Source organism: Methylobacterium segetis (genome assembly GCF_004348265.1).
In the GTDB taxonomy this organism is placed as follows: domain Bacteria; phylum Pseudomonadota; class Alphaproteobacteria; order Rhizobiales; family Beijerinckiaceae; genus Methylobacterium; species Methylobacterium segetis.
In genome coordinates, this window is sequence record NZ_SMNT01000025.1 from 34353 (window position 1) to 57332 (window position 22980).

At 71.0% G+C, this 22980-nt stretch carries 22 protein-coding genes; 15 read left to right on the forward strand and 7 right to left on the reverse strand.

Annotation, left to right across the window (positions count from 1 at the left end; translation table 11 throughout):
• Nucleotides 1-8: 8 nt before the first annotated feature.
• The 6 genes from ftsA (at nucleotide 9) to E1J50_RS08910 (ending at nucleotide 8344) form a co-directional block, all read left to right on the forward strand.
• Nucleotides 9-1331 (forward strand): cell division protein FtsA, encoded by a 1323-nt coding sequence (gene ftsA / locus E1J50_RS08885; protein ID WP_132252599.1) that lies wholly within the window; start codon nucleotides 9-11, stop codon nucleotides 1329-1331.
• Nucleotides 1332-1435: 104 nt separating this feature from the next.
• Nucleotides 1436-3217 (forward strand): cell division protein FtsZ, encoded by a 1782-nt coding sequence (gene ftsZ / locus E1J50_RS08890; RefSeq protein WP_132252601.1) that lies wholly within the window; start codon nucleotides 1436-1438, stop codon nucleotides 3215-3217.
• 843 nt (nucleotides 3218-4060) lie between these two features.
• Nucleotides 4061-5008 carry a UDP-3-O-acyl-N-acetylglucosamine deacetylase gene (lpxC, locus tag E1J50_RS08895; RefSeq protein ID WP_132252604.1) on the forward strand — a complete coding sequence of 316 codons (948 nt, stop codon included), beginning with the start codon at nucleotides 4061-4063 and terminating at the stop codon, nucleotides 5006-5008.
• A gap of 222 nt (nucleotides 5009-5230) precedes the next feature.
• Entirely contained in the window at nucleotides 5231-6109 is an 879-nt protein-coding gene (locus E1J50_RS08900) for an outer membrane protein assembly factor BamD (RefSeq protein ID WP_132252606.1), read from the forward strand.
• 139 nt (nucleotides 6110-6248) lie between these two features.
• Nucleotides 6249-7922: a DNA repair protein RecN gene (gene recN, locus E1J50_RS08905; protein ID WP_132252608.1), complete on the forward strand. Its 1674-nt coding sequence runs from the start codon at nucleotides 6249-6251 to the stop codon at nucleotides 7920-7922.
• A gap of 209 nt (nucleotides 7923-8131) precedes the next feature.
• Nucleotides 8132-8344, forward strand: a complete 213-nt coding sequence (locus E1J50_RS08910; RefSeq protein ID WP_132252611.1) for a hypothetical protein — start codon at nucleotides 8132-8134, stop codon at nucleotides 8342-8344.
• Nucleotides 8345-8348: 4 nt separating this feature from the next.
• On the opposite strand, the gene E1J50_RS08915 is transcribed toward E1J50_RS08910, so the two are convergent.
• The gene (locus E1J50_RS08915; RefSeq protein WP_405029846.1) at nucleotides 8349-8645 is read right to left on the reverse strand and encodes a hypothetical protein; all 297 of its coding nucleotides are present in this window, start codon (nucleotides 8643-8645) and stop codon (nucleotides 8349-8351) included.
• A 342-nt stretch (nucleotides 8646-8987) separates the two neighbouring features.
• On the opposite strand from E1J50_RS08915, the gene pstS reads away from it, so the two are divergent.
• From pstS to phoB, 6 genes are all read left to right on the forward strand, one after another.
• Nucleotides 8988-10028 carry a phosphate ABC transporter substrate-binding protein PstS gene (gene pstS / locus E1J50_RS08920; protein WP_132252613.1) on the forward strand — a complete coding sequence of 347 codons (1041 nt, stop codon included), beginning with the start codon at nucleotides 8988-8990 and terminating at the stop codon, nucleotides 10026-10028.
• A 106-nt stretch (nucleotides 10029-10134) separates the two neighbouring features.
• Entirely contained in the window at nucleotides 10135-11112 is a 978-nt protein-coding gene (gene pstC / locus E1J50_RS08925; RefSeq protein WP_132252616.1) for a phosphate ABC transporter permease subunit PstC, read from the forward strand.
• A gap of 11 nt (nucleotides 11113-11123) precedes the next feature.
• The gene (gene pstA, locus E1J50_RS08930; protein WP_132252618.1) at nucleotides 11124-12026 is read left to right on the forward strand and encodes a phosphate ABC transporter permease PstA; all 903 of its coding nucleotides are present in this window, start codon (nucleotides 11124-11126) and stop codon (nucleotides 12024-12026) included.
• A 52-nt stretch (nucleotides 12027-12078) separates the two neighbouring features.
• Complete coding sequence (pstB, locus tag E1J50_RS08935) at nucleotides 12079-12894, forward strand: phosphate ABC transporter ATP-binding protein PstB (protein WP_132252620.1); 816 nt, start codon at nucleotides 12079-12081, stop codon at nucleotides 12892-12894.
• A 53-nt stretch (nucleotides 12895-12947) separates the two neighbouring features.
• A complete protein-coding gene (phoU, locus tag E1J50_RS08940) occupies nucleotides 12948-13667 on the forward strand; it encodes a phosphate signaling complex protein PhoU (RefSeq protein ID WP_132252622.1) in 720 nt (239 codons plus the stop codon).
• A gap of 13 nt (nucleotides 13668-13680) precedes the next feature.
• On the forward strand, nucleotides 13681-14382 hold the full coding sequence (phoB, locus tag E1J50_RS08945) for a phosphate regulon transcriptional regulator PhoB (RefSeq protein ID WP_132252624.1): 702 nt from the start codon (nucleotides 13681-13683) through the stop codon (nucleotides 14380-14382).
• Between the two features lie 112 nt (nucleotides 14383-14494).
• Here phoB and E1J50_RS08950 read toward each other — a convergent pair whose 3' ends face one another.
• Entirely contained in the window at nucleotides 14495-15028 is a 534-nt protein-coding gene (locus E1J50_RS08950) for a GcrA family cell cycle regulator (RefSeq protein ID WP_132252626.1), read from the reverse strand.
• Between the two features lie 438 nt (nucleotides 15029-15466).
• On the opposite strand from E1J50_RS08950, the gene E1J50_RS08955 reads away from it, so the two are divergent.
• Nucleotides 15467-16660 carry a patatin-like phospholipase family protein gene (locus E1J50_RS08955; protein ID WP_132252629.1) on the forward strand — a complete coding sequence of 398 codons (1194 nt, stop codon included), beginning with the start codon at nucleotides 15467-15469 and terminating at the stop codon, nucleotides 16658-16660.
• 31 nt (nucleotides 16661-16691) lie between these two features.
• On the opposite strand, the gene E1J50_RS08960 is transcribed toward E1J50_RS08955, so the two are convergent.
• The 4 genes from E1J50_RS08960 to E1J50_RS08975 form a co-directional block, all read right to left on the reverse strand.
• Complete coding sequence (locus E1J50_RS08960; protein ID WP_132252631.1) at nucleotides 16692-16820, reverse strand: TFIIS helical bundle-like domain containing protein; 129 nt, start codon at nucleotides 16818-16820, stop codon at nucleotides 16692-16694.
• Nucleotides 16821-16903: 83 nt separating this feature from the next.
• Entirely contained in the window at nucleotides 16904-18415 is a 1512-nt protein-coding gene (locus tag E1J50_RS08965) for a flavin-containing monooxygenase (RefSeq protein ID WP_132252633.1), read from the reverse strand.
• Nucleotides 18416-18425: 10 nt separating this feature from the next.
• Nucleotides 18426-19319 carry an alpha/beta hydrolase gene (locus E1J50_RS08970; RefSeq protein ID WP_132252636.1) on the reverse strand — a complete coding sequence of 298 codons (894 nt, stop codon included), beginning with the start codon at nucleotides 19317-19319 and terminating at the stop codon, nucleotides 18426-18428.
• Nucleotides 19320-19325: 6 nt separating this feature from the next.
• Nucleotides 19326-20153 (reverse strand): SDR family NAD(P)-dependent oxidoreductase, encoded by an 828-nt coding sequence (locus E1J50_RS08975; RefSeq protein ID WP_132252638.1) that lies wholly within the window; start codon nucleotides 20151-20153, stop codon nucleotides 19326-19328.
• Nucleotides 20154-20287: 134 nt separating this feature from the next.
• On the opposite strand from E1J50_RS08975, the gene E1J50_RS08980 reads away from it, so the two are divergent.
• A complete protein-coding gene (locus tag E1J50_RS08980) occupies nucleotides 20288-21538 on the forward strand; it encodes a NupC/NupG family nucleoside CNT transporter (RefSeq protein WP_132252640.1) in 1251 nt (416 codons plus the stop codon).
• Between the two features lie 46 nt (nucleotides 21539-21584).
• Here E1J50_RS08980 and E1J50_RS08985 read toward each other — a convergent pair whose 3' ends face one another.
• Entirely contained in the window at nucleotides 21585-21944 is a 360-nt protein-coding gene (locus E1J50_RS08985) for a hypothetical protein (protein ID WP_132252642.1), read from the reverse strand.
• A gap of 99 nt (nucleotides 21945-22043) precedes the next feature.
• On the opposite strand from E1J50_RS08985, the gene E1J50_RS08990 reads away from it, so the two are divergent.
• Nucleotides 22044-22980 (forward strand): LysR family transcriptional regulator (locus tag E1J50_RS08990; protein WP_132252645.1); only part of this gene is annotated, 937 nt, incomplete at its 3' end.

Below are 22980 nucleotides of genomic sequence, written 5' to 3' on the forward strand. Positions count from 1 at the left end.
AGCGTTCGATGCACAGCCACCACGGCCTCACGCCGAGACTGAAGCCGCTCTCCGCCCGCCGGAGCGCGACGCTGTCGGTCCTCGACATCGGAACGAGCAAGGTCGTCTGCCTCATCGCCGAGCTGCAGCCGGCCGAGGCGCTGACGACCCTCAAGGGCCGCACGCACCTCGCCCGCATCATCGGCATCGGCCACCAGCGCTCGCTCGGCCTCAAGGGCGGCGTCATCGTCGATCTGGAGAAGGCCGAGAACTCGATCCGGCACGCGGTCCAGGCCGCCGAGCGGATGGCCAAGGTCGAGGTCCAGTCGGTCATCGTCAACATGTCGGGCGGCCGCCTCGGCTCCCAGCATTTCGAGGCACGGGTCGGCGTCCGCACCGGGACCGTCACGGGCTCGGACGTCGAGCGCGTCCTCGAGACCGCGAGCGCCCACGCGGTGAGCCCCGGCCGCGCCGTGCTGCACGCCCTGCCGACCGGCTACGCGCTGGACGGACAGGGCGCCGTGATCGATCCCTCGGGCATGATCGGCGATGCCCTCGGCGTCGACCTTCACGTCGTCACCAGCGAGGCGGCGGCCGCCCGCAACCTGATGCTCGCCGTCGAGCATTGCCATCTCGGCGTCGAGGCGGTGATCGCCACCCCCTACGCCGCCGGCCTCTCGGCCCTCGTCGACGACGAGGCGGAGATGGGCGTGGCCGTCGTGGACATGGGCGGCGGCACCACCAGCGTCGGCGTGTTCTCGGGCGGCCACCTCGTCCATTGCGACGCGATCGCGGTGGGCGGCCACCACGTCACGATGGACATCGCCCGCGGGCTCTCGACGCGGGTCGCCGCGGCCGAGCGCCTCAAGACCCTCTACGGCTCGGCCATCGCCACGCCGTCCGACGAGCGCGACATGATCGCGGTCCACGGCGTCGGCGAGGACGAGGCCGACGCGCCGACCCACGTGCCGCGCTCCCACCTCGTGCGGATCATCCGGCCGCGGGTGGAGGAGGTGGTCGAGCTGGTCCGCGACCGCCTGCGCAATGCCGGCTTCGCCGAGCAGGCGGGCCGCCGCGTCGTGCTCACGGGCGGCGCCAGCCAGCTCGTCGGCCTGCCCGAGGTCACCCGCCGGGTGATGCAGGGGCAGGTCCGGATCGGCCGGCCGCTCGGCATCCGCGGCCTGCCGGAGGCGGCCAAGGGTCCCGCCTTCTCGGCGGCGGTCGGGCTCCTCGTCTACCCGCAGGTCGCGCATGCGGAGCATTTCGAGCCGCGCGGTGCCGGCTTCTTCGCGGGCACGGGAACGGACGGCTACTTTGACCGGCTCATCGACTGGATCGGCCGGAGCTTCTGAGGTGAGGCGCGGCGGGCGAGACGCTCCGCCGCGGCATCGGACACGAATCGGCGCCCCCGCCGGGACGCCCTAGCACATCGCGAAACACGAGAGGGTCGAGCATCATGGCCATCAGTCTCCAGGCGCCGGACATCCGGGAACTCAAGCCCCGCATCACCGTCTTCGGTGTCGGCGGAGCCGGCGGCAACGCCGTCAACAACATGATCGAGTCGGGGCTCCTCGGCTGCGAGTTCGTCGTGGCCAACACCGACGCGCAGGCGCTGACCTCGTCGAAGGCCGAGCGCGTCATCCAGATGGGCATCGGCGTCACGCAGGGCCTCGGCGCCGGCTCGCACCCCGAAGTCGGATCGGCGGCGGCGGAAGAGGTGATCGACGAGATCCGCGACCAGCTCTCCGGCGCCCACATGTGCTTCATCACCGCCGGCATGGGCGGCGGCACCGGCACCGGCGCGGCCCCGGTCATCGCCCGGGCGGCCCGCGACATGGGGATCCTGACGGTCGGCGTCGTGACGAAGCCGTTCCAGTTCGAGGGCATCCGCCGCATGCGCACGGCCGAGGCCGGCATCCAGGAGCTGCAAGCGGCCGTCGACACCCTGATCGTGATCCCGAACCAGAACCTGTTCCGGGTCGCCAACGAGAAGACCACCTTCGCCGACGCCTTCGCGATGGCCGATCAGGTCCTCTACTCGGGTGTCGCCTGCATCACCGACCTGATGGTGAAGGAGGGCCTGATCAACCTCGACTTCGCCGACGTGCGCGCGATCATGCGCGGCATGGGCAAGGCCATGATGGGCACCGGCGAGGCCTCCGGCGAGAAGCGCGCCAACCGCGCCGCGGAAGCCGCCATCGCCAACCCGCTCCTCGACGACGTGTCGATGAAGGGCGCCCGCGGCCTCCTGATCTCGATCACCGGCGGCAACGACCTCACCCTGTACGAGCTCGACGAGGCGGCCACCCGCATCCGCGAGGAGGTCGACCAGGACGCCAACATCATCCTCGGCGCCACCTTCGACGAGAGCCTCGACGGCATCATCCGCGTCTCGGTGGTCGCCACCGGCATCGAGCCCCTGCTGATCTCCGCGAACTCGCCGAACAATCCCGAGATCGTGCAGACCGAGCAGCGCATCGCCGAGGTCGCCGAGCGGCTGCGGGCCGAGGCCCGCGCGCGCGCCGCGCACCCCGCCGCCGCACCCCGCGCGGCCGAGCCGGCGCCGCAGATGATGACCCAGAGCCCGCTCCAGGCGGCCCCCGCGCCGAGCCCGGTCATGCCGGTGCGCCCCGCCGCACCCGAATCGATGATCGCCGGATCCGACCTGCGGTCCGAGATCCCGGCCCATGTCGTGCGCGACGACGTCGTGCTGACCCAGTCCCAGCCCCGCGTCGCGGTGCCCTACGCAGCCCCGCCCGCCCCCCAGGTCGAGCCCGCCGCCCCCGTCGCCGCGGGACCCTACGTGCCGCCGCGCCCGGCCGCCCCGGCGAATGCCGCGGCCCCGCTCGCCCGCCCGCCGCGCATGCCGCAGATCCACGAACTGCCCCCGATCGGTCAGGCTCAGATCCGCATGAGCCGCGGCGAGGAGCCGGTGGAGGCCCCGGCCGATTCGAAGCGCATGACGCTGCTGCGCCGCCTCGCCACGGTCGGCTTCGGTGGCCGCCGGGACGAGCCCGAGGCCGCTCCGGCCCCTGCGCGGGCTCCCGCCCCGGCCCCGCAGCAGGCCGCCCTGCCGCCGGCGGCCCCGCCGGCACCCCGCGCTCCCGCCGCGCCGGCCTACCGCCCGGCTCAGGGCAGTCTCGACCCCCAGGGTCGCGTCGCCCCGGCCCAGCGGATGATCGACGACGATCAGCTCGAGATCCCGGCCTTCCTCCGCCGTCAGGCGAACGGGGCCTGAGCCGGGACCCGAGAGGCGAACGCCGTCCCGCTCGTCGGGGCGGCGGATTCTCTGGATGCCGCTGATGCGTGCCGGGCCGCGGAGATCGGTCGCATTGCCCGCCCGCGTTCGTCGTGGGCGGCGATGACGCAGGAAGCGTCGCTGCGGCCCAGTCGCTGCCCTGCCCAAACTCCCTCGCGACCGGGCCGCGCCGGCCCGATGCGGGGGCGGCCGTCTCGGACAAGGCCGGGATCGGATCGTTGGCAACCGCAGGGGTGAGACCCGCGGAGCGCATGCCTCCCCTGGCGGGCGAGGGACGCGACGCCGATCCTCGGCATCCTCCCGCCTTCATGGATGGACCGGGTCAGGGCGCCCTCCGCCCGGACCCCGTGCCCCTCACTGCACCCGTTCACACTTCGTCCGAAGGCGCGCGAACCGGGGAAACCGGGTGTCGCCCGCCCCGGACGCCGAGCCTCCGCCCCTGGATCGCGGGATGCCCGCGAACCGTGCCCGATGCCTGGAAAGCGCTCACTCTGCGGGGCGTGCGCCGGGCGGCCGGGATCGGTCTGCGGTTTTTCTGCAACAGTGCGATCGATACAACCGGCCAGTGTTAACTAATTGTTAACACATTGATCAAGAACAGCTTTTGGATTCGCGTCCGAGGCGGTCGGTTGTAACAGAGCGTAAGAATCCGTGATTTGGCCGGACTTAGGGGCACGGCTATAGACGATTTCGGAACGACAAAAGCGCGGCGGTCTCGCCGCCCGCGCACGCAGGGGCACCAAGCAGCGGACGGATCAGAGAGGGGCTTCGCGCGCGTCTATTCGGCGCCGGAGCGGCCCGATCGCGGCCGAGGGCTAAGGAATGCGAACGAACCAACAAACGACCCTCAAAGCTCCGACGACGCTGTCCGGTATCGGCGTCCATTCCGGGAATCCGGCGCAGATCACGATCCGCCCCGCGCCCGCCAATCACGGAATCGCCTTCCTCCGGACCGGGATGCCCACCGGCAACGACCGGTTCATCAAAGCCCACCACGCCTGCGTCTCCGCCACCGAACTCTGCACCGTCATCGGCGACGTCGCGAGCGGCGCGGTCGCCACCGTCGAGCACCTGATGTCCGCCCTCTACGGGCTCGGGATCGACAACGCGCTGATCGAGATCGACGGGCCCGAGATGCCCATCCTCGACGGCAGCGCCCTTCCCTTCGTCCGCGCCATCGACGGCGTCGGCCTCACGGCCTGCGGGGCGCCCCGCAAATGGGTCAAGGTGCTGCGCCCCGTCCGCATCGAGGTCGGCCGCGCCTTCGCCGAACTCCGCCCCATCGACCGGGGCTTCCGCCTCGACGTCGAGATCGATTTCGAGAGCCCGGTGATCGGCCGCAGCCGCAAGGCCATGGACCTCACCCCGGCCTCCTACCGCCGCGAGATCGCGGGCGCCCGGACCTTCGGCATGATGAAGGACGTGGAGCGCTACTGGAAGGCGGGCTTCGCGCTCGGCGCCTCCCTCGAGAACACGGTCGCCATCGGCGAGACCGCGGTGGTGAACCCGGAAGGTCTACGCTTCGCCGACGAGTTCGTCCGCCACAAGTTCCTCGACGCGGTGGGCGACCTCGCGCTCGCCGGCTTGCCGCTCCAGGGGGCCTACCGCTCCTATTGCGGTGGCCATCGCATGAATGTCGGCGTCCTTACCGCCCTCTTCTCCGACCGCGCCAACTACGCGATCGTCGAGGCCCAGGGCGGCCGCCGCGAGAGCGCTCTCGCCGAATTCGGCGTCGGCCTCGGGATCGCCGCCTTCGCGGGCGAGCTGTAACCCTCAAGACACACCCTGCATCCGATCGCGGCGGCGGCTCGGCCGCCGTTTTCACGCCCGAATTGGACGCCAGGGTGAATCGTCTGTGAAGAGCGGGCTGCAGGGGAGGCGACGGTGCTTTGTGCCGTGGCATGGTCCCGTCCGCCGGATCGACACTCGTGATGGCTTGGCGGCGCGAGGCTCTCGCAGAACGAGCCGCGCCTGTTGGGGAATGAACCGCAAATGCCTGTCACCTATCCGAACCGCGGTGCGCTGGCGGCCGTGCTCCTGAGCGTCCTCGGCCTCGGACTCGGCGGCTGCGACGCGCTCGATTCGATCAATCCCTTCGCCGAGAAGTACAAGCCGGAGGTCATTCCGGATGTCCCCGCGGACAAGCTCTACAGCGAGGGCTTGGCCAAGATGGAGGACAGCGACTACGAGGGCGCGGTCAAGAAGTTCGGCGACCTCGACAAGCAGTATTCCTACTCGGACTGGTCGCGCAAAGCGCTGCTGATGACGGCCTACGCGAACTACGAGGGCCAGAAGTACGACGACGCGATCAACGCCTCGAAGCGCTACCTGCAGCGGCACCCGGCGAGCAAGGACGCGGCCTACGCCCAGTATCTGATGGCGATGTCGCAGTACAAGCAGATCCCGGACGTGACCCGAGACCAGGACCGTTCGGAGAAGGCGCTCGTCGCCCTTCAGGAACTGGTCCAGCGCTACCCGACCTCGGAATACGCCAGCGACGCCAAGGCCAAGATCCAGATCACCCGCGACCAGCTCGCCGGCAAGGAGATGGAGGTGGGCCGCTACTACCTGCAGCGGCGCAATTTCCCGGCTGCGATCAACCGCTTCCGCGACGTGATCAGCAAGTACCAGACGACCCGCCACACGGAGGAGGCGCTGGAGCGCCTCGTCGAGGCCTACATGGCGCTCGGCATCACGCAGGAGGCGCAGAACGCCGCGGCCGTGCTCGGGCACAACGTCCCCGATTCGCCCTGGTACAAGGACGCGCACGCGCTCCTGCAGAACGGCGGCCTGGAGCCCCGCGAGGAGAAGAGCTCCTGGCTGAGCCGCGCCTTCTCCTCGGTCACCGGCCGCACCGCCGCCATCCAGTGAGCGGGCGCTAGCCCGGATGCGACGCGCGGGCGAGGCCGGCCGATGCCGCCTCGCCCGCGCTGCATTTTAGGCGTGCGCTCCGCCGCGCTTGGCCTTACATGACGGCCTTCCAGAGTGACGACAGGGCTTCCGACGCGGCATGCTCGTGCAGCTTGCGATCCGCGACATCGTTCTGATCGACAAGCTTGAGCTGAACTTCCGCGAAGGGCTGAGCGTCCTGACCGGGGAGACCGGCGCGGGCAAGTCGATCCTTCTCGACGCCTTCGCCCTGGCGCTCGGCGGGCGCGGCGACGGGCGCCTCGTCCGGCATGGCGAGGGCCAGGGCAGCGTCACCGCGGTCTTCGATGCGCCCCTCGACCACCCGGCCCGCGCCATCGCCGCGGAGGCCGAGATCGACACCGAGGGCGACCTGATCCTGCGCCGCACGCAGATGGCGGACGGGCGCACCCGCGCCTTCGTCAACGATCAGGCGGTCGGCGTGCAGGTTCTGCGGGCGATCGGCGCGGCCCTCGTCGAGATCCACGGCCAGCACGACGACCGGGCCCTGGCCGATCCCGGCACGCACCGCGCCATCCTCGACGCTTTCGGCGGGCTGCAGAAGCCGCTCGCGGCGGTCGGCGAGCAGGCGAAGCGGGTGCGGGCCGCCCGCTCGGCTCTCTCCGAGAAGCGGGCCCGCGTCGAGGCCGCGCGCAAGGAGGCCGACTTCCTGCGCCACGCGGTGGACGAACTCGCCACCCTCGACCCGCAGCCCGGCGAGGAGGCCACCCTGGCCGAGCGCCGCACCGTGATGCAGCAGAGCGAGAAGGTCGCGCGCGAATTGAACGACGCGCTGGAGGCGGTCGGCGGCCCGAATTCCGGCAGCGCCCACCTCTCCTCGGCCGTGCGCAAGCTGGAGCGGCGGGCCGCGCAGCTTCCCGCCCTCGTCGAGCCCTGCGTCGCCGCCCTCGACGCGGCGCTCACGGCCCTGGACGAGGCGCGCAGCGTCCTCGACGCGGCGCTGTCCGAGACCGAATTCGACCCCCGCGAACTCGAGCGCGTGGAGGAGCGGCTGTTCGCCCTGCGCGCCGCCTCCCGCAAGTACGACGTCGCCGCCGACGACCTCGCGGCGCTGCGCGAGCGCTACGAGGCCGACGTGGCGGCGATCGATGCGGGGGAGGAGGCGCTTGCCGGCCTGCAGCAGGATCTCGATGCGGCCGAGGCCGCCTATGCCCGGGCGGCGGAGAAGCTGAGCGAGGGGCGCAGGCGCGCGGCCAAGGCCCTCGATTCGGCCGTGAAGGCGGAGCTGCCCCCGCTCAAGCTCGAGCGGGCGCGCTTCATCACGGAGATCGTCACCGACCCCGAGTCGCGGGACGCCGCCGGCAGCGACCGGGTCGAGTTCTGGGCGCAGACGAACCCGGGCACGCGGCCGGGCCCGATGATGAAGGTGGCCTCCGGCGGCGAACTCTCCCGCTTCATGCTGGCGCTGAAGGTGGTGCTCGCCGACAAGGGCTCCGCGCCGACCCTCATCTTCGACGAGATCGACACCGGCGTCGGCGGTGCGGTCGCGGACGCGATCGGCGCGCGGCTCGCCAGATTGTCGCGCAACGTCCAGGTCGTGGCCGTCACCCACGCCCCGCAGGTGGCGGCGCGGGCGCAGACGCATTTCCTCATCGCCAAGGATCCCGTGAAGGGCAGCGACCGGGTCGCGACGCGGGTCGCGACGCTGCCGGTCGAGGCGCGGAGGGAGGAGATCGCCCGCATGCTGGCCGGCGCCACCGTCACGGACGAGGCCCGCGCCGCCGCGGCGCGCCTTCTCCAAGGTGCGGATGCCTGAGGCGCGCGAACGCGCGAGATGCGACGCAGTTGCGCAGGGTATTCGGAGTTTTTCGGCTCGTTCACCCGGGCCCGCACCGGAGCCCGTTCGACTTCGCACTGTCCGACAACTTGGCTGTAATGATTTGTTAACCATCCCGCGCGAGATTCACCGCGCGCTTCCGGTGAAGGTGCGGAAAGCGACATTTCTGTCTCAAGGGGGGAGAGACGATGTGCGAGGACATCGCCCAGTCCGATAGCTTCTCTGCGGAGAATTGCGGTGCCGTGCCGGCGCTGAGCGTCGATACCGCCTATCGCCTCGGCCACGCGCTCCGCACGATCTACGAGGACAGCGTCGATCGGCAGCCGATCCCCGATTCGCAGATCGACCTGCTGCTGCGCCTGCGCCACAAGGAGCGGGACCGCCAGCGGATGGCGGGCTGACGCCTCACCACTGCCGGGCGCCGGGTCGGCGCCGGTACTCCGCCGCGCGGATCAGGGTGAGCACCTGATCGAGATCCCGCAGCAAACCTCCCTCATCGGCCTTCGCCCGGTTCGCCTCCGCGGCGTCGGGCGCGCAGCGCAGGCGCACCTGCACGAGCGCGAGATTCCGCTCCAGCGCCTCGCGACGCCTGTGGAGGTCCAGGAAGGCCGCTTCGCCGGGATCGGTCCGGCCCCGATCCCCTGGCCCTGAATCCGTCTGGCCCGCAGGCTCCACGGACATATCGTTGTCCACGCTCGGCATTGGTCTCGTCCGGCCTCATGCCGCCGCTGACGATGCGCGGCAGTGCCGAGACGAGAACGCGCGAGCCGCCCAAACCGTGCCATGCGGGTCGGCTTATCCCGTCCGCCCTCCCGCGGGCGCGAGGGGCCCGAGACCCGAATATTGCGGCGCACTGCGTAAGCGGTGCAGGGACTTGCAGCCGCCCGGCCGTTGTCATCGCCTTGTCATGTCCCCGTCATAGAGGCGGCATCGTCGGGCGGCTATCGCAGCCCCGGCCGCTGTCGCGGCCGACCGCGCGGTGCCGCGGCGCCCGGAATCCGGCGCGCCGCGGTCCAGAGCGCCCGGCAGCAAACGGAGACGCACGTGAAACCCTTCAGCTACGCGCTCGCCCTCGGCCTCGCGACGATCCAGCTCGCCCTCCCGGCGGCTGCCGCGGACATCACCGGTGCCGGGGCCACCTTCCCCTTCCCGGTCTATTCGAAATGGGCCGAGGCCTACCGCAAGGAGACCGGCACCGGACTGAACTACCAGTCGATCGGCTCCGGCGGCGGCATCAAGCAGATCCAGGCCAGGACCGTCGATTTCGGCGCCACCGACGCGCCGCTCAAGGGCGCGGCCCTCGAGAAGGACGGCCTCGTCCAGTTCCCGACCGTGATGGGCGGCGTCGTCACCGTGGTGAACATCGCGGGCGTGGAGCCCGGCAAGCTCAAGCTCACGGGCGAGGTCGTCGCCGACATCTACGCCGGCAAGATCACCAAGTGGTCCGATCCGAAGATCGCGGCCCTCAACGAGGGCGTGAAGCTGCCCGAGGCGACGATCACCCCGGTCTACCGCTCGGACGCCTCCGGCACGACGAACATCTTCACCACCTACCTGTCCCAGGTCTCCGAGCCCTGGAAGAAGGAGTTCGGCGCGGCCACGACGATCTCCTGGCCGGCCGGCCAGGGCGGCAAGGGCAACGAGGGCGTCACCGCCACCGTCAAGCAGGTCCCGAACGCCATCGGCTACGTCGAATCGGCCTACGCCAAGCAGAACAAGCTCAGCCACACGCTGATCCAGAACAAGGCCGGCAGGTTCCCGCAGCCGGACGACAAGGCGTTCCAGGCCGCCGCCGCCAGCGCCGATTGGAAGGCCGCCCCGGGCTTCGGCATCTCGCTCACGAACCAGGCGGGCGAGGGCGCGTGGCCGATCACGGCCGCGACCTTCATCCTCGTCTACAAGGAGCCGGCTGACGCCGCGAAGTCGACGGACGTGCTCAAGTTCTTCGACTGGGCCTACAAGAACGGCGACCGGCTCGCGACCGAGCTCGACTACGTGCCCCTGCCCGACGCCGTCATCGGCCTGATCCACGAGGAGTGGAAGCAGATCAAGGGCAAGGACGGGAAGCCCGTCTTCAACATGTGAGGCCGGCCGCCTCTCCCCTCCCTGCACGGGGAGGGGAGAGCCCCGCCGCTCCGCTCGCATCCGACACCGCCGCGCGCTAAACGCCTCGAACCGACGAGAATTGCGGATGGCCTCCTTGACCGAACAGATCGCGCTGGCGCGCTCCGATGCGGGAATCGTGCGCAGGCCCCCGAGCAAGGGTCTCGACGGCCTGTTCCGCGCCGCCTCCTACGGCTCCGCCCTCGTCGTCCTCCTCGTCCTCGCCGGCATCCTCGGCTCGATCGCCTATGGCGGCTGGCCGGCCTTCCGCGAATTCGGGCCCGGCTTCGTCACCTCGACCGCCTGGAACATCGGCACCGAGCAGTTCGGCGCCTGGGTCGCGATCGTCGGCACCCTCGCCTCGGCCCTGATCGCGCTTCTGATCGGCGTGCCCCTCTCGCTCGCCATCGCCGTCTACCTGACGCAGCTCTGCCCCGGCTGGGCGCGCAAGCCCGTCGCCATGACGATCGAGCTCCTCGCCGCGGTGCCGAGCATCATCTACGGCATGTGGGGGCTGTTCATCTTCGCGCCGCTCTTCGCGCGCTTCGTGCAGGTGCCGGTCTCGAACCTCGTCGAGGGCCTGCCCATCGTCGGCACGCTGCTCTACGCCCGCGTTCCCTCCGGCGTCGGCATCCTGACGGCGGGCATCATCCTCGCCATCATGATCGTGCCCTTCGTGGCCTCGATCACCCGCGACATGCTCGACCAGATCCCGACCATCCTGCGGGAGAGCGCCTACGGGATCGGCTGCACCACCTGGGAGGTGGTGCGCCACGTGCTCGTCCCGCAGGCCTCGGTCTCGATCATCGGCGCCATCATGCTCGGGCTCGGCCGGGCGCTCGGCGAGACCATGGCGGTCACCTTCGTGATCGGCAACGCCAACCGTCTCTCCGCCTCGATCTTCGATCCGGGCTCGACCATCGCATCCCGCATCGCCAACGAGTTCAACGAGGCGGACGGGATGCAGCTCAACGCGCTGATGGCGCTCGGCTGCATCCTCTTCGTGATCACCGTCATCGTGCTCATCGTCGCGCGCCTGCTCGTGCGCCGCGCCAAGGTCGCCTGAGGAGGCCGCCGATGGATGCCGTCAACCCCTTGACCGAAGCCGCGCCACGGGGCGGTGCGCCCATCGGGAGCCGGGTGCGCCCGAGCCGCCGTCTGGCGGACCGGACTCTGAGGATCGCCTGCCTGCTGGCGACCATCATCGGCGCCGTGGTGCTCGGCTCGATCCTGCTGATGCTCATCGTCGAGGGCCTGCGCGGCTTCTCCGCGACGCTCCTGACCCAGCCGACGCCGGGTCCGGGCTCCGAGGGCGGCGGCATCGCCAACGCGGTGCTCGGCAGCCTCATCCTCACCCTGATCGGCATCGTGGTGGCGACCCCGATCGGCGTGATGGCGGGGACCTACCTCGCCGAGTACGGCCGCGGCTCGAAGCTCGCCGACCTGATCCGCTTCCTCAACGACGTCCTGCTCTCGGCCCCCTCGATCCTGATCGGCCTGTTCGTCTACACGCTGATGGTGCGGCCGATGGGAACCTATTCGGGCTGGGCCGGCGGCGTGGCGCTCGCCATCATCGCGACGCCGGTCATCGTGCGCACCACCGAGGACATGCTGCGCCTCGTGCCCGGCACGCTGCGCGAGGCCGGCGCCGCGCTCGGCGCACCGACCTCACGGGTGATCATGAGCGTGACGTGGCGCGCCGCCTCCGCCGGCATCGTCACGGGCGTGATCCTGGCCCTCGCCCGCATCGCCGGCGAGACGGCGCCGCTCCTGTTCACGGCGCTCAACAACAATTCCTGGTTCAACGCCAACCTGATGGGCGGCGTCGCGAACCTGCCGGTGATGATCTACCAATTCGCCCTCTCGCCCTACCCGAACTGGCAGAGCCTCGCCTGGGCGGGCGCCCTCCTGATCACGATGGCCATCCTGGCCCTCTCCGTGGTGGCGCGCCTCGTCATCAAGACCGAGCGGGCGCGCTGAGCGCCCGCCTTCACGCTTCCCGGCCGTCTGGCCAGACGAAGGAATCCCTCCGATGAGCGCCTCCCCCGCCGTCAGCGCGCCGCTCAGCGGCCGCAGCCAGGCCAACGCGAGCGCGCCCGTGCGCATCGCCGTGAAGAACCTCGACTTCTACTACGGCACGTTCCACGGCCTGAAGAACATCAACCTCAACTTCCATGACCGGCAGGTCACCGCCCTGATCGGGCCTTCGGGCTGCGGGAAGTCGACCCTGCTGCGCACCTTCAACCGGATCTACAGCCTCTACCCGGAGCAGCGCGCGGACGGCGAGATCCTCCTCGACGGGCAGAACATCCTCGACCCGAAGGTCGATCTCAACGAGCTGCGCGCCCGGGTCGGCATGGTGTTCCAGAAGCCGACGCCCTTCCCGATGTCGATCTACGACAACGTCGCCTTCGGGCTGCGCCTCTACGAGCGCCTGCCGAAGGCCGACCTCGACCTGCGCGTCGAGGAGAGCCTGCGCAAGGCGGCGCTCTGGGACGAGGTGAAGGACAAGCTGAAGCAATCCGGCATGGGCCTCTCGGGCGGCCAGCAGCAGCGCCTCTGCATCGCCCGCACGGTGGCGCAGCGCCCGGAGGTGATCCTGTTCGACGAGCCGACCTCGGCGCTGGACCCGATCTCGACGGGGCGGATCGAGGAGCTGATCGAGCAGCTGCGCGACGAGTTCACGATCGCCATCGTCACGCACAACATGCAGCAGGCGGCCCGCATCTCGCAGTTCACCGCCTTCATGTATCTCGGCGAACTCGTCGAGTTCGGCCCGACGACCCGGATCTTCATGAACCCGGAGAAGCGGCAGACGCAGGATTACATCACCGGCCGCTTCGGCTGAGCCGGCCCGTCACCCGCTCTCCCGTTCCCGCGCCCGACCCGAGGATCACGACCATGTCCGAGCACATCGTCACCTCCTACGACAACGATCTCGACGACCTGCGCCGGTCGATCTCGGAGATGGGAGGCGTCGCCGAGAAGATGATGGCCGATGCGAGCCAGGCGCTCGTGCGGCGCGACACCGTGCTCGCCCAGGCCGTCATCGCCGCCGACAAGCGCCTCGACGTGCTCCAGCGCGAGATCGAGGAACGCGCCGTCCTCCTCATCGCCCGCCGCCAGCCGCTCGCCATCGATCTGCGCGAGACGATCTCGGCGATCCGCGTCTCGGGCGATCTCGAGCGGATCGGGGATCTCGCGAAGAACATCGCCAAGCGCGTGGTCGCGATCAGCGATCAGGCGCAGGCTCAGAAGATCGTGCTCGGCGTCCAGCACATGAGCGACCTCGTGCAGGAGCAGCTCAAGGACGTGCTCGACGCCTATGCCAGCCGGGACACGAAGTCGGCCCACGACGTCTGGGAGCGGGACGGGGCGATCGACGCCCTCTACAACTCCCTGTTCCGCGAACTCCTGACCTACATGATGGAGGACCCGCGCAACATCTCGTTCTGCACGCACCTCCTGTTCTGCGCCAAGAACGTCGAGCGGATCGGCGACCACACCACCAACATCGCCGAGACGATCCACTACCTCGCCACCGGCGAGACGCTCGCGATCGAGCGTCCGAAGAACGATGCCTCGAACTACGCGACGGTGTCTCCGGGAACGGCGGCCTGACGCAGGAACGGGGATGAGCACGCGGATCCTGATCGTCGAGGACGAGGAGGCGCTGACCCTCCTGCTTCGCTACAACCTGGAGGCGGAGGGCTTCACCGTCGATTCCGCCGCCCGCGGCGACGAGGCGGAGTTGCGCCTTGCCGAGCAGGTGCCGGACCTCGTCCTCCTCGACTGGATGCTGCCGGGGCTGTCCGGGATCGAGATCTGCCGCCGAATCCGGGCCCGCCGCGAGACGGAGCGGCTGCCCGTCATCATGCTCACCGCCCGCGGCGAGGAGGGCGACCGCATCCGCGGGCTCGGCACGGGGGCGGACGACTACATCGTCAAGCCGTTCTCGGTGCCGGAACTGCTCGCCCGCGTGCGCGCGCTCCTGCGCCGCGCCAAGCCCGCCCATGTGGCGAACCTCCTGGTTGCCGGCGACATCGAGCTCGACCGCGTCAGCCATCGCATCCGCCGCTCGGGCCGCGAGATCCATCTCGGCCCGACCGAGTTCAAGCTCCTCGAATTCCTGATGCAGAGCCCCGGACGGGTCTTCTCCCGCGAGCAGCTCCTCGACGGGGTCTGGGGGCACGACGTCTACATCGACGAGCGCACGGTGGACGTGCATGTCGGGCGCCTGCGCAAGGCCATCAACCGCCCGCGCCAATCCGATCCGATCCGCACCGTGCGCGGCTCCGGCTACTCCTTCGACGAGATGTTCTCGGGCGTGGACTAGCGCGCGGGCCGCTCGAGTCTCGGGCGCCCCTGAATCGACGAAGCCCGCCGACGGCGTACCGGGGCGGGCTTCATCGATCGGGTCTTCCCAGGAGAGGGGAGGGACGCCCCTCCTAGCGGAACCCCGCCACCCGGCGGTCCCGCTTGCGCTCGGCGGCGGGCTGATAGGCGATCTGGGCGTGGTGCGTGCAGTAGGGCAGCCCGGTGATCGAGCGGGCGCCGCAGAAGCGGAATTCCGGCGTCGTCGGATCGCCCATCGGCCAGCGGCACATCGATTCGCGCAGGTCCATGATGGTCACCCGCTCGGAGACCGCCAGTGCCACGGTCTCGGAGGCCGGCTGCGCCGGCGGCGGGAAATCGGGGGCCGGCCGGTGCGCGGTGATCGCGATCGGCTCCGGCGCCTCCTCGATGATCTCGACGGCCGTCGCCTCGGCCTCCCCGTCGCGCTCCGGCTTGCGGCGCCCGTTCACGGGAGCGGGGGCGGCCTTGATCCGGCCGGCGAGGCCGAGCCGGTGGACCTTTCCGATCACGGCGTTGCGGGTCACGCCGCCGAGCTGAGCCGCGATCTTGCTCGCGCTCTGCCCGTCCTCCCACAGACGCCGCAGCAGCTCGACGCGCTCGTCCGTCCAGCTCAGGCCTGCTTCCATCGTCGCCCCCTCCTGAACGCTGCGATCACCGCGGCCACGCCCTCAGGCAGGCGTTGCAGGCCGGTCGCGCAGGTCAGCCGCCTCCAAGCCGCGGGTCCCGGTCAGTCGGGCAGCCGGTGCAGGATTCGAACGATCGCGCCACTGGTGATGGCCGCCGGGGGCGTGCCCCTGGCGACGCGGATGAACCTACAAGAGGGCTCGTGGACGATGCAAGAGTCGACACAGGGCCCACCTCCGGGGGCGCCCCTGTTTCCACCGCCAAAGGCCGGGGCGGCCCTCCGCGTGCCGCCGGGCTTGTGCGCGGCGGCACGGATCTGTGGCCGCCGCGCATCAGCCCGGCCGAACCCGTCCGATTGCCGTGCCCGGGCCGGAACGATAGAATGGCCAAGCTCGTTCGGCTGGGGGTGTGGTCAGAGGCAGGGCACGGGGACAATCGCCATGGCGGGTCGGTTCAGGATCTCGCACGGGCTGCTCGCGCTCTGCGCGGCGGCCAGCCTCTCCGCCTGCTCGTCGCTGCCGCGGGTGTCCTACACCGCTGAGCAGGCGGCCTTCGCGAGCGTGCCGAACATTCCGGAGGCCCGCGTCTCCTCCGACGCCTCGGCCGACGCCTTCACCCAGCTCGCGGCCCGGCCCGAGGCGCGCCGCCAAGCCTTCTCCTACCTCGCCCTCTCGGGCGGCGGGGGCGACGGGGCCTACGGTGCGGGGATCCTCAACGGCTGGACGGCCTCGGGTACGCGGCCGGACTTCACCCTGGTCTCCGGCGTCAGCACGGGCGCGCTCATCGCGCCCTTCGCCTTCCTGGGGCCGGCCTACGATGCCTATCTCACCGAGTTCTACACGAGCGGGGTCGCCGAGACCCTGGTGCAATCGCCGAGCCTGACGAACGTCCTGTTCGGCTCCGGCCTGTTCGGCGACGGGCGCCTGCGCGACCTGATCGGCCGCTACGTCACGGCGGACCTCCTTGCCGCCGTGGCCGAGGAGCACGCCAAGGGCCGGCGCCTCCTCGTGGTGACCACGAACCTCGATTCCCAGCGCGCCGTGATCTGGAACATGGGCGCCATCGCCGCGAGCGGCGCTCCGAACGCGGTCGAGCTGTTCCGCGACGTGCTCACCGCCTCGGCGAGCATCCCGGCGGTGTTCCCGCCGCAGCTGATCGACGTGCAGGCGGGCAACAGCGCCTTCCAGGAACTCCACGTGGACGGCTCGGTGGTGACGCCGGTCTTCACCCTGCCCCAGTCCTTCCTGCTGCGGGACGGGCGCCTGCGCACGAACGGCAAGGCCAACATCTACGTCGTGATCAACGGGCGCCTGGAGCCCGAATTCGACGTGACGCGCAACAACACGCTCTCGATCGTCGAGCGCTCCTTCACGACGGCGAGCCGTGCGCGCAGCCGGGCGACGCTCGCCACGACCTACGCGTTCACGCGCGCCAACAAGATCGGCTTCAACCTGACCTACATCGACGAGAGCGCCCCCGCGGCGACGGCCGCGCGCGGCTTCGACACCGCCTACATGCGCAGCCTCTACCAGGCGGGCTACGAGAAGGCGCGCCTGGGGAATTTCTGGGAGCACACCGTGCCGGCCGCGCCGGTCACGAAGGCGGTCGCGGCGGTGGCCGCGACCGCGCAATAGGGGCTGCTCCGCCGCCTACTTGCTCCGCGGCCTACTTGCGCAGGATCTTGGTGACGATCCGCCCGACGAGGTTGCTCGAATCCGCGTTGCGGTCGTCGCGGGAGACGGGGCGATCCTCGTTGCCGAGGAGCTTGGTGACGATGCGTCCGATCAGGCTCATGGTGGGGTCCTCGCGTCAGATGCGCCGCGGCGCGGCGCAAGCTTTGCCGAACCAACGGGCGGCCCGGGTCGGGTGTTCCGCCCTCAGCGCACCCGGTAATCCGAGGACAGGCGCGCACGGCGGGCACCGCGGCGATAGGCGAGGACCGAGCCCGGCCAGATCGCCGTGTTGCGTCCTTCCGCGTCCTGGTACCAACTGGTGCAGCCACCCGCTTGCCAGATGCTGTCCGAGAGCCGCGCCCGGACGCCATTGAGGAAGCGCGCCTGCGCCTCCGGCCGCACCTCGACCGCGCTGAGGCCGCGGCTGCGCATCGCCAGGAGGCAGGAAAGGGCGTGCTCCACCTGCGCCTCGATCATCAGGATCATCGAGTTGTGGCCGAGCCCGGTATTCGGCCCCATCAGCAGGAACAGGTTCGGGAATCCCGCCACCGTGATGCCCTGGAAGGCGCCCATCCCGTCGCGCCACGCCTCGGCCAGGGTCAGCCCGTCGCGCCCCGTCACCGGCAGGCGGCGGAAGCTGCCGGTGACGTCGAAGCCCGTGGCATAGACGATCGCGTCGAGGGCGTGCTCGGCCCCGTCCTCCATCACGACGCCGGCAGGCGTGATCCGGGCGATCCGCCCAGTCTCCAGGGTCACGTTCCCCCGCATCAGGGCGGGGTAGAAATCATCCGAGATGAGGACGCGCTTGCAGCCGAGGCGGTAGCGCGGCGTCAGCTTCTGCCGGAGGGCTTTGTCCAGCACCGCCTTGGCGAGGTGGCGCCGGGCGAGCGCCTCCGCCTGCGCGGTCAGCTTCGAGACCTTGGTGAAGCCGAGCAGCGCCCGCATTTCGTGGATCCAGAACAGGCGCTCGCGGAAGAGCCGCCGCGCCAGGGGAACCCGCCGGTAGGCGGCCTGCGCCCGCTCGCCGATCGCGCGGTCGTGCTTCGGCATGATCCAGGCCGGCGTGCGCTGGAACAGGGTGAGGTGGGCTGCACTCTCGGCGATCTGCGGCACGAACTGCACGGCGCTCGCCCCCGTACCGATGACGCCGACGCGCCGCCCCCTCAGCTCCACCCCGTGATCCCAGGCGGCGGAGTGGAAGGCGCTGCCCGCGAAGGATGCGCGACCGGGAATGTCCGGCAGGGCCGGATGATGCAGCCCGCCCATGCCGGAGACGACCGCCCGCGCCCGCAGGGGGCCCCGGCTCGTCTCGACCCGCCACAAAGCCTGCTCCTCGTCCCAGGTCAGCGCCGTGACGCCGGTGTTCAGGTGCAGGTGCGGCAGCAGGCCATGGTCGCGCGCGGCCTGTTCGAGATAGGCCTTGATCTCCGCCTGCTGCGGGTAGAGCCGCGACCAGTCGGCTTTCGGAACGAAGGAGAGGGAATAGAGGTGGGAGGGGATGTCGCAGGCCGCGCCCGGATAGGTGTTGGCGTGCCACGTGCCGCCGATGCCGTCGCCCTTCTCGACGATCCGGAAGGGGCCGATCCCCGCCTCACGGCAGCGGATGCCCATGGCAAGGCCGGAGAAGCCCGCGCCGACGATCAGGACGGCGAGCGTCTCCCGAGGCAGCTCCTCGGGACGCTCCTGAGGAAGCCCCGGTGTCGTGCCGTTGCTCATCGCGCGCTCCTCACGCTTCGGCCCCCGCTCTCGCATGCACCGTCAGGAAGGTCGAGGCCGCGTTGAGCGAGGTGCGCGCCTCCGGCAGGTAGGCGTGGGCGAATTGCCAGACATGGGGCACGACCGGGAACACTCGCAGGCTCACCGTGACGCCCGCCGCCCGCGCCCGCTCGGCGAGCCGCACGGAATCGTCGCGCAGCACCTCCCGCGCGCCGACATGCAGCAGGAGCGGCGGCAGGCCCGCGAGGTCGCCGTAGAGCGGCGAGACGTGGGGATCGATCGGGTCGGCACCCCCGAGATAGAGGGGCGCGAGGGCGCGCAGCACCTCCGGGTCGAACATGGCGTCCCGCTGCCCGTTCTCGATGTAGGAGGCGCCGGTTCCCACGAAGTCGGTGGCGGGCGAGAACAGGATTGCCGCCTGCGGCAGGGGCAGGCCGCGGTCGCGCGCCCGCAGCATCAGGGCGAGGGCGAGGTTGCCCCCGGCGGAATCGCCGCCGATCGCCGCCGGCCCCTCGGCCGAGAACGCCTCCCATGCGGCGAGCGCGTCCTCCAGGCCGGCCGGGAAGGGGTGCTCGGGGGCGAGGCGGTAGGCGGGGGCGAAAACCCGGAATCCGCGCCGGGCGAAGGCGCCCGTCATCGGCCTGTGGGTGCGCGGCGAGCAGGCGACGAAGCCGCCCCCGTGCAGGTAGAACAGGCGCGGGCCCGTCCCGTCGCCGGGCCTGCGCACCCACTCGCCGGGTATGCCGCCGGCCTCTCCGGGCTCGTACTGGACGCCGCGGGGTGCGATGAAGGCCGCGCCCTCGAAGGTGCGCCGCATCCGCGCGATGTCGAGCTGCCTGCCCAGCCGGTCGCGCACGTTGCGGCGGACCATCCAGGCGAAGACGTGGGCGCGCAGGCTCGCCATCGGGGGTCAGCGCTCCATCCCGGACAGGCGGGCGATCAGCCGCCAGTACCCGACCGGCATGAGGCGCTGGATCAGGGCGACGCGGCGCGCGTCCGTGCCCACGATGATCCGCGGCGCCCGCCGCTCGATGCCGCGCAGGATCTCGGCGGCGGCCGCCTCCGGGCTGAGGCGCAGGAAGCGCTCGAAGGCGGCGCGCCCGGCCTCGACGGCGGCCGCGTCGAGCCCCTTCGGATGGCGCGCGCTGCGGGCGATGTTGGTCGCGACGCCGCCCGGATGAACCAGCGTGACGCCCAGGGCGCTGCCGGCGAGTTCGTGCCGCAGCGCCTCGCTGAAACCCCGCACTGCGAACTTGCTGGCCGCGTAGGCCGTCTGGCCCGGCGGCGCGATCAGCCCGTAGAGGCTCGACATGTTGACGATCTGCGCCTCCGCCTCGCGCATCAGGAGCGGCAGGAAGGCGTGCGTCATCCGGACGGTGGCGCGGAAATTCACGTCCATGAGCCACTCGAAATCGGCCAGATCCGTCTCCGCGAAGCGGCCGCCGAGCGCCACGCCCGCATTGTTGACGAGGAGGCTCAGCCGCCCGTGGCGGGCCTCGACCGCATCCCTCAGCGCCGGGATGGCCTCCCCGTCCGTGAGATCGAGGACGTGCCGGCTCGCGCGGGCGCCCGAGGCGGCGACGGCTTCCTCCGTCGCCCTCAGCCCCTCGGCATCCCGGTCGACCAGGGCGAGGTCGCAGCCCCGGCGCGCGAGCGCGACCGAGAGCGCCGCCCCGATCCCGCTCGCCGCGCCCGTGACGAGCCCGACCGCTCCGCGCAGCGCGAAGGCCTGTGCCAAATCTCTTCTCCGGCGCCCCCGCCCGGGGGCGGAACCTAGCGGACCGGCCGGCAGGGTCCAGGGCGTTCGCCCGTGGCGCTCTTGGCCCAGATCGCGCATGTGTGGCGCTCGGGTGCCGAGAGTGCGGGGGATGAATGATCGAGCGCGTTGTCCACGCGGGCGTGAGCATCGCGCTGCTCGTCGCGGTCGCGGTGCTGGCCTCGACGAACCGGCGGGCGATCCGGCCGCGCACCGTGCTAGCCGGCCTCGGGCTGCAGGTCGGCCTCGGCGCCCTCATCCTGTTCGTGCCGGCCGGCCGCGCGGCCCTCGGCGCGGTGGCCGATCTCGTCAGCCAGGTCCTCGCCTACGGGGACCGCGGTGCGGCCTTCCTGTTCGGCGGCCTCGTCGATCCGAAGATGTTCGAGCTGTTCGGCGGCGGCGGCTTCGTCATCGCCTTCCGGGTCCTGCCGCAGATCCTCTACGTCTCGGCGCTGATCGGCGTGCTCTACCATCTCGGCCTGATGCAGGCGCTGGCCCGCTTCCTCGGCGCGGGGCTGCGTCGGCTCCTCGGCACCGGGCCGATCGAGTCCTTCTCGGCCGTCATCACGATCTTCATCGGCCAGAGCGAGATCGCGGTGGCCCTGCGGCCCTTCCTGCCGCTGCTGACGGGATCGGAGCTCTTCGCCGTGATGACGAGCGGGGCGGCCTCGACGGCGGGCTCGATCCTCGCGGGCTACGCCGCTCTCGGCGTGCCGATGACCTACCTGCTGGCGGCCTCCTTCATGGCGATCCCGGGCGGGCTCCTCTACGCCAAGATCCTGGTCCCGGCTGTCGAGCCGACCCGGATCGTCACGACGCGGGTCGAGTTCGGCGAGCGCCGGGCGGCCAACGTCATCGAGGCGGCCGCCGACGGCACCCAGAAGGGGCTCGCGGTCGCGGTCGCGGTCGGCGCCATGCTGATCGCCTTCGTCGGGCTGATCGCGCTCGCCAACGGCATCGTCGGCTATGCGTGCGGGCTCGCCGGCTATCCGTCCGCCTCGATCGAGACGATCTTCGGCTACGGGTTCGCCCCTCTGGCCTGGCTCCTCGGCGTGCCGTGGGAGCAGGCGGCGCTCGTCGGCGGCGCGCTCGGGCAGAAGATCGCCTTCAACGAGTTCCTGGCCTACGCGAACCTCTCGGATGTCCTGAGATCCGGCAGCCTCGGCCCGCGCACGACCGCGATCCTGTGCTTCGCGCTCTGCGGCTTCGCCAACCTCGCCTCGATCGCGATCCAGCTCGCGAGCTTCTCCAGCCTCGTGCCCGAACGCCGGGCCGAGGTCGCGAGCTACGGCCTGCGTGCCATCCTCGGCGGCACGCTCTCGAACCTGACCAGCGCGGCCATCGCGGGCCTGTTCATCGGCGGGTGAGGGGGACGACGAAGGGGCCGGCCTCGCGGCCAGCCCCCTGTCCTTCCTAGTTCAGCGCGGCGGCCTCCCGCACCGCCGCGCGAGCCCGGGCGGGCACCACCGTGACGGCCTCGCCCTTGCGGGCGATCTCGACGGCGTCCGCCGCCTGGCCAAGGCCGCGGGGCGCCGAGAGCGTCACCCGCTGGCCCTCGGCGAGCACCGTCTCGAAACGGACGGCCGGAGCCGCCGCGCGGGGCGCCAGGGTGACGACGACCCGGTAGCCCTCGGATTCCGGCGTGTAGTAGGCGACGCCCGCGAGCGTGCCGAGATCGACGCTCTGCGCCCGGGCGGGCTTCAGGCCCTCGGCATTCGCCGTGCCGGCAGCGAGGAGGGCGGCGGCGGCGAGAATCATGGTCTGGATGGTCATGGTCTGCGTGTCTTTCTGCTGTGCAAGGTGTCCATCGCCCTTGCCTGTGAGGCGAATATGCTTTGCACTGCAGCATGGATCAAACCGATTGGATCGGTAATGACTATTGATCACGTCGATCTCGCCAGCGTCGATCTCAACCTCCTCGTGGCCCTCGACGCCCTCCTCGCCGAGCGCAGCGTCACCCGCGCCGCGGCCCGGATCGGGCTCGGGCAATCGGCCATGAGCAGCGCGCTCGGGCGGCTTCGCGCGCTGTTCGACGACGAGCTTCTCACCCGCGCGCCCGAGGGCATGCGCCCGACGCCGCGGGCGATGGCGCTGGCCGAGCCCGTGCGCACGGCGCTCCGCCAGATCCAGGCGCTGGTCCGCCGCGACGACAGCTTCGACCCCGCCACCGTCGAGCGCGTCTTCACGATCAGCCTGCCGGACAGCGTCGAGGTCCTGCTCGGCCCCCGCCTGCTCGCGCATCTGCGGGCCGAGGCGCCGGGGGTGCGGCTCCTGCTGCGCACGATCGACCGCGCCCGCATCCTCGCCGAGCTCGACGCGGATCAGGTCGATCTCGGCATCGGCCTGTTCACGGAGGGGCAGGCGCACCACAAGATGCGGCTCCTGCACCGGGACCGCTACGTCTGCCTGTTCAACCCGGCCCGCGTCGGGCTCGAGGCGCCGATCTCGCTTCAGGATTACGTGCGCTTCCCGCACATCCTGACGAGCCTGCGCGGGACCGCGCACGGGGTGGTCGACGACGCGCTGGCCAGGATCGGCCTCAGCCGGACGATCGCCGTGACGACGCCGAGCTTCGTCGCCGTCCCCTTCCTCGTGCGCGACGCGCCGGTCATCGCCACGATGCACGCGCGGGTGGCGCATTTCTTCGCCGGGACCCTGGGCCTCAGCGTCAGCCCGGCGCCGGTGGCGCTCGACGACGTGGCGATCGCGATGCTCTGGCACGCCTCCTACGACGCCGACCCGGCCCATGCCTGGCTGCGCCGGACCCTGCTGCGGCTGGCCTCCGAGGTCGAGAACTCCGATCCGAGCG

What these genes read in the sequence shown, in the direction of transcription:
- E1J50_RS08985 (WP_132252642.1), bottom strand. Translation starts at nt 21,944, where the DNA reads ATGACCATCCAGACCATGATTCTCGCCGCCGCCGCCCTCCTCGCTGCC.
- E1J50_RS08910 (WP_132252611.1), top strand. Translation starts at nt 8,132, where the DNA reads ATGTGCGAGGACATCGCCCAGTCCGATAGCTTCTCTGCGGAGAATTGC.
- E1J50_RS08915 (WP_405029846.1), bottom strand. Translation starts at nt 8,645, where the DNA reads ATGCCGAGCGTGGACAACGATATGTCCGTGGAGCCTGCGGGCCAGACG.
- recN (WP_132252608.1), top strand. Translation starts at nt 6,249, where the DNA reads ATGCTCGTGCAGCTTGCGATCCGCGACATCGTTCTGATCGACAAGCTT.
- phoU (WP_132252622.1), top strand. Translation starts at nt 12,948, where the DNA reads ATGTCCGAGCACATCGTCACCTCCTACGACAACGATCTCGACGACCTG.
- E1J50_RS08970 (WP_132252636.1), bottom strand. Translation starts at nt 19,319, where the DNA reads ATGGCGAGCCTGCGCGCCCACGTCTTCGCCTGGATGGTCCGCCGCAAC.
- pstA (WP_132252618.1), top strand. Translation starts at nt 11,124, where the DNA reads ATGGATGCCGTCAACCCCTTGACCGAAGCCGCGCCACGGGGCGGTGCG.
- pstB (WP_132252620.1), top strand. Translation starts at nt 12,079, where the DNA reads ATGAGCGCCTCCCCCGCCGTCAGCGCGCCGCTCAGCGGCCGCAGCCAG.
- E1J50_RS08960 (WP_132252631.1), bottom strand. Translation starts at nt 16,820, where the DNA reads ATGAGCCTGATCGGACGCATCGTCACCAAGCTCCTCGGCAACGAGGAT.
- E1J50_RS08950 (WP_132252626.1), bottom strand. Translation starts at nt 15,028, where the DNA reads ATGGAAGCAGGCCTGAGCTGGACGGACGAGCGCGTCGAGCTGCTGCGG.
- pstC (WP_132252616.1), top strand. Translation starts at nt 10,135, where the DNA reads ATGGCCTCCTTGACCGAACAGATCGCGCTGGCGCGCTCCGATGCGGGA.
- E1J50_RS08955 (WP_132252629.1), top strand. Translation starts at nt 15,467, where the DNA reads ATGGCGGGTCGGTTCAGGATCTCGCACGGGCTGCTCGCGCTCTGCGCG.
- E1J50_RS08980 (WP_132252640.1), top strand. Translation starts at nt 20,288, where the DNA reads ATGATCGAGCGCGTTGTCCACGCGGGCGTGAGCATCGCGCTGCTCGTC.
- ftsZ (WP_132252601.1), top strand. Translation starts at nt 1,436, where the DNA reads ATGGCCATCAGTCTCCAGGCGCCGGACATCCGGGAACTCAAGCCCCGC.
- ftsA (WP_132252599.1), top strand. Translation starts at nt 9, where the DNA reads ATGCACAGCCACCACGGCCTCACGCCGAGACTGAAGCCGCTCTCCGCC.
- lpxC (WP_132252604.1), top strand. Translation starts at nt 4,061, where the DNA reads ATGCGAACGAACCAACAAACGACCCTCAAAGCTCCGACGACGCTGTCC.
- E1J50_RS08965 (WP_132252633.1), bottom strand. Translation starts at nt 18,415, where the DNA reads ATGAGCAACGGCACGACACCGGGGCTTCCTCAGGAGCGTCCCGAGGAG.
- E1J50_RS08900 (WP_132252606.1), top strand. Translation starts at nt 5,231, where the DNA reads ATGCCTGTCACCTATCCGAACCGCGGTGCGCTGGCGGCCGTGCTCCTG.
- phoB (WP_132252624.1), top strand. Translation starts at nt 13,681, where the DNA reads ATGAGCACGCGGATCCTGATCGTCGAGGACGAGGAGGCGCTGACCCTC.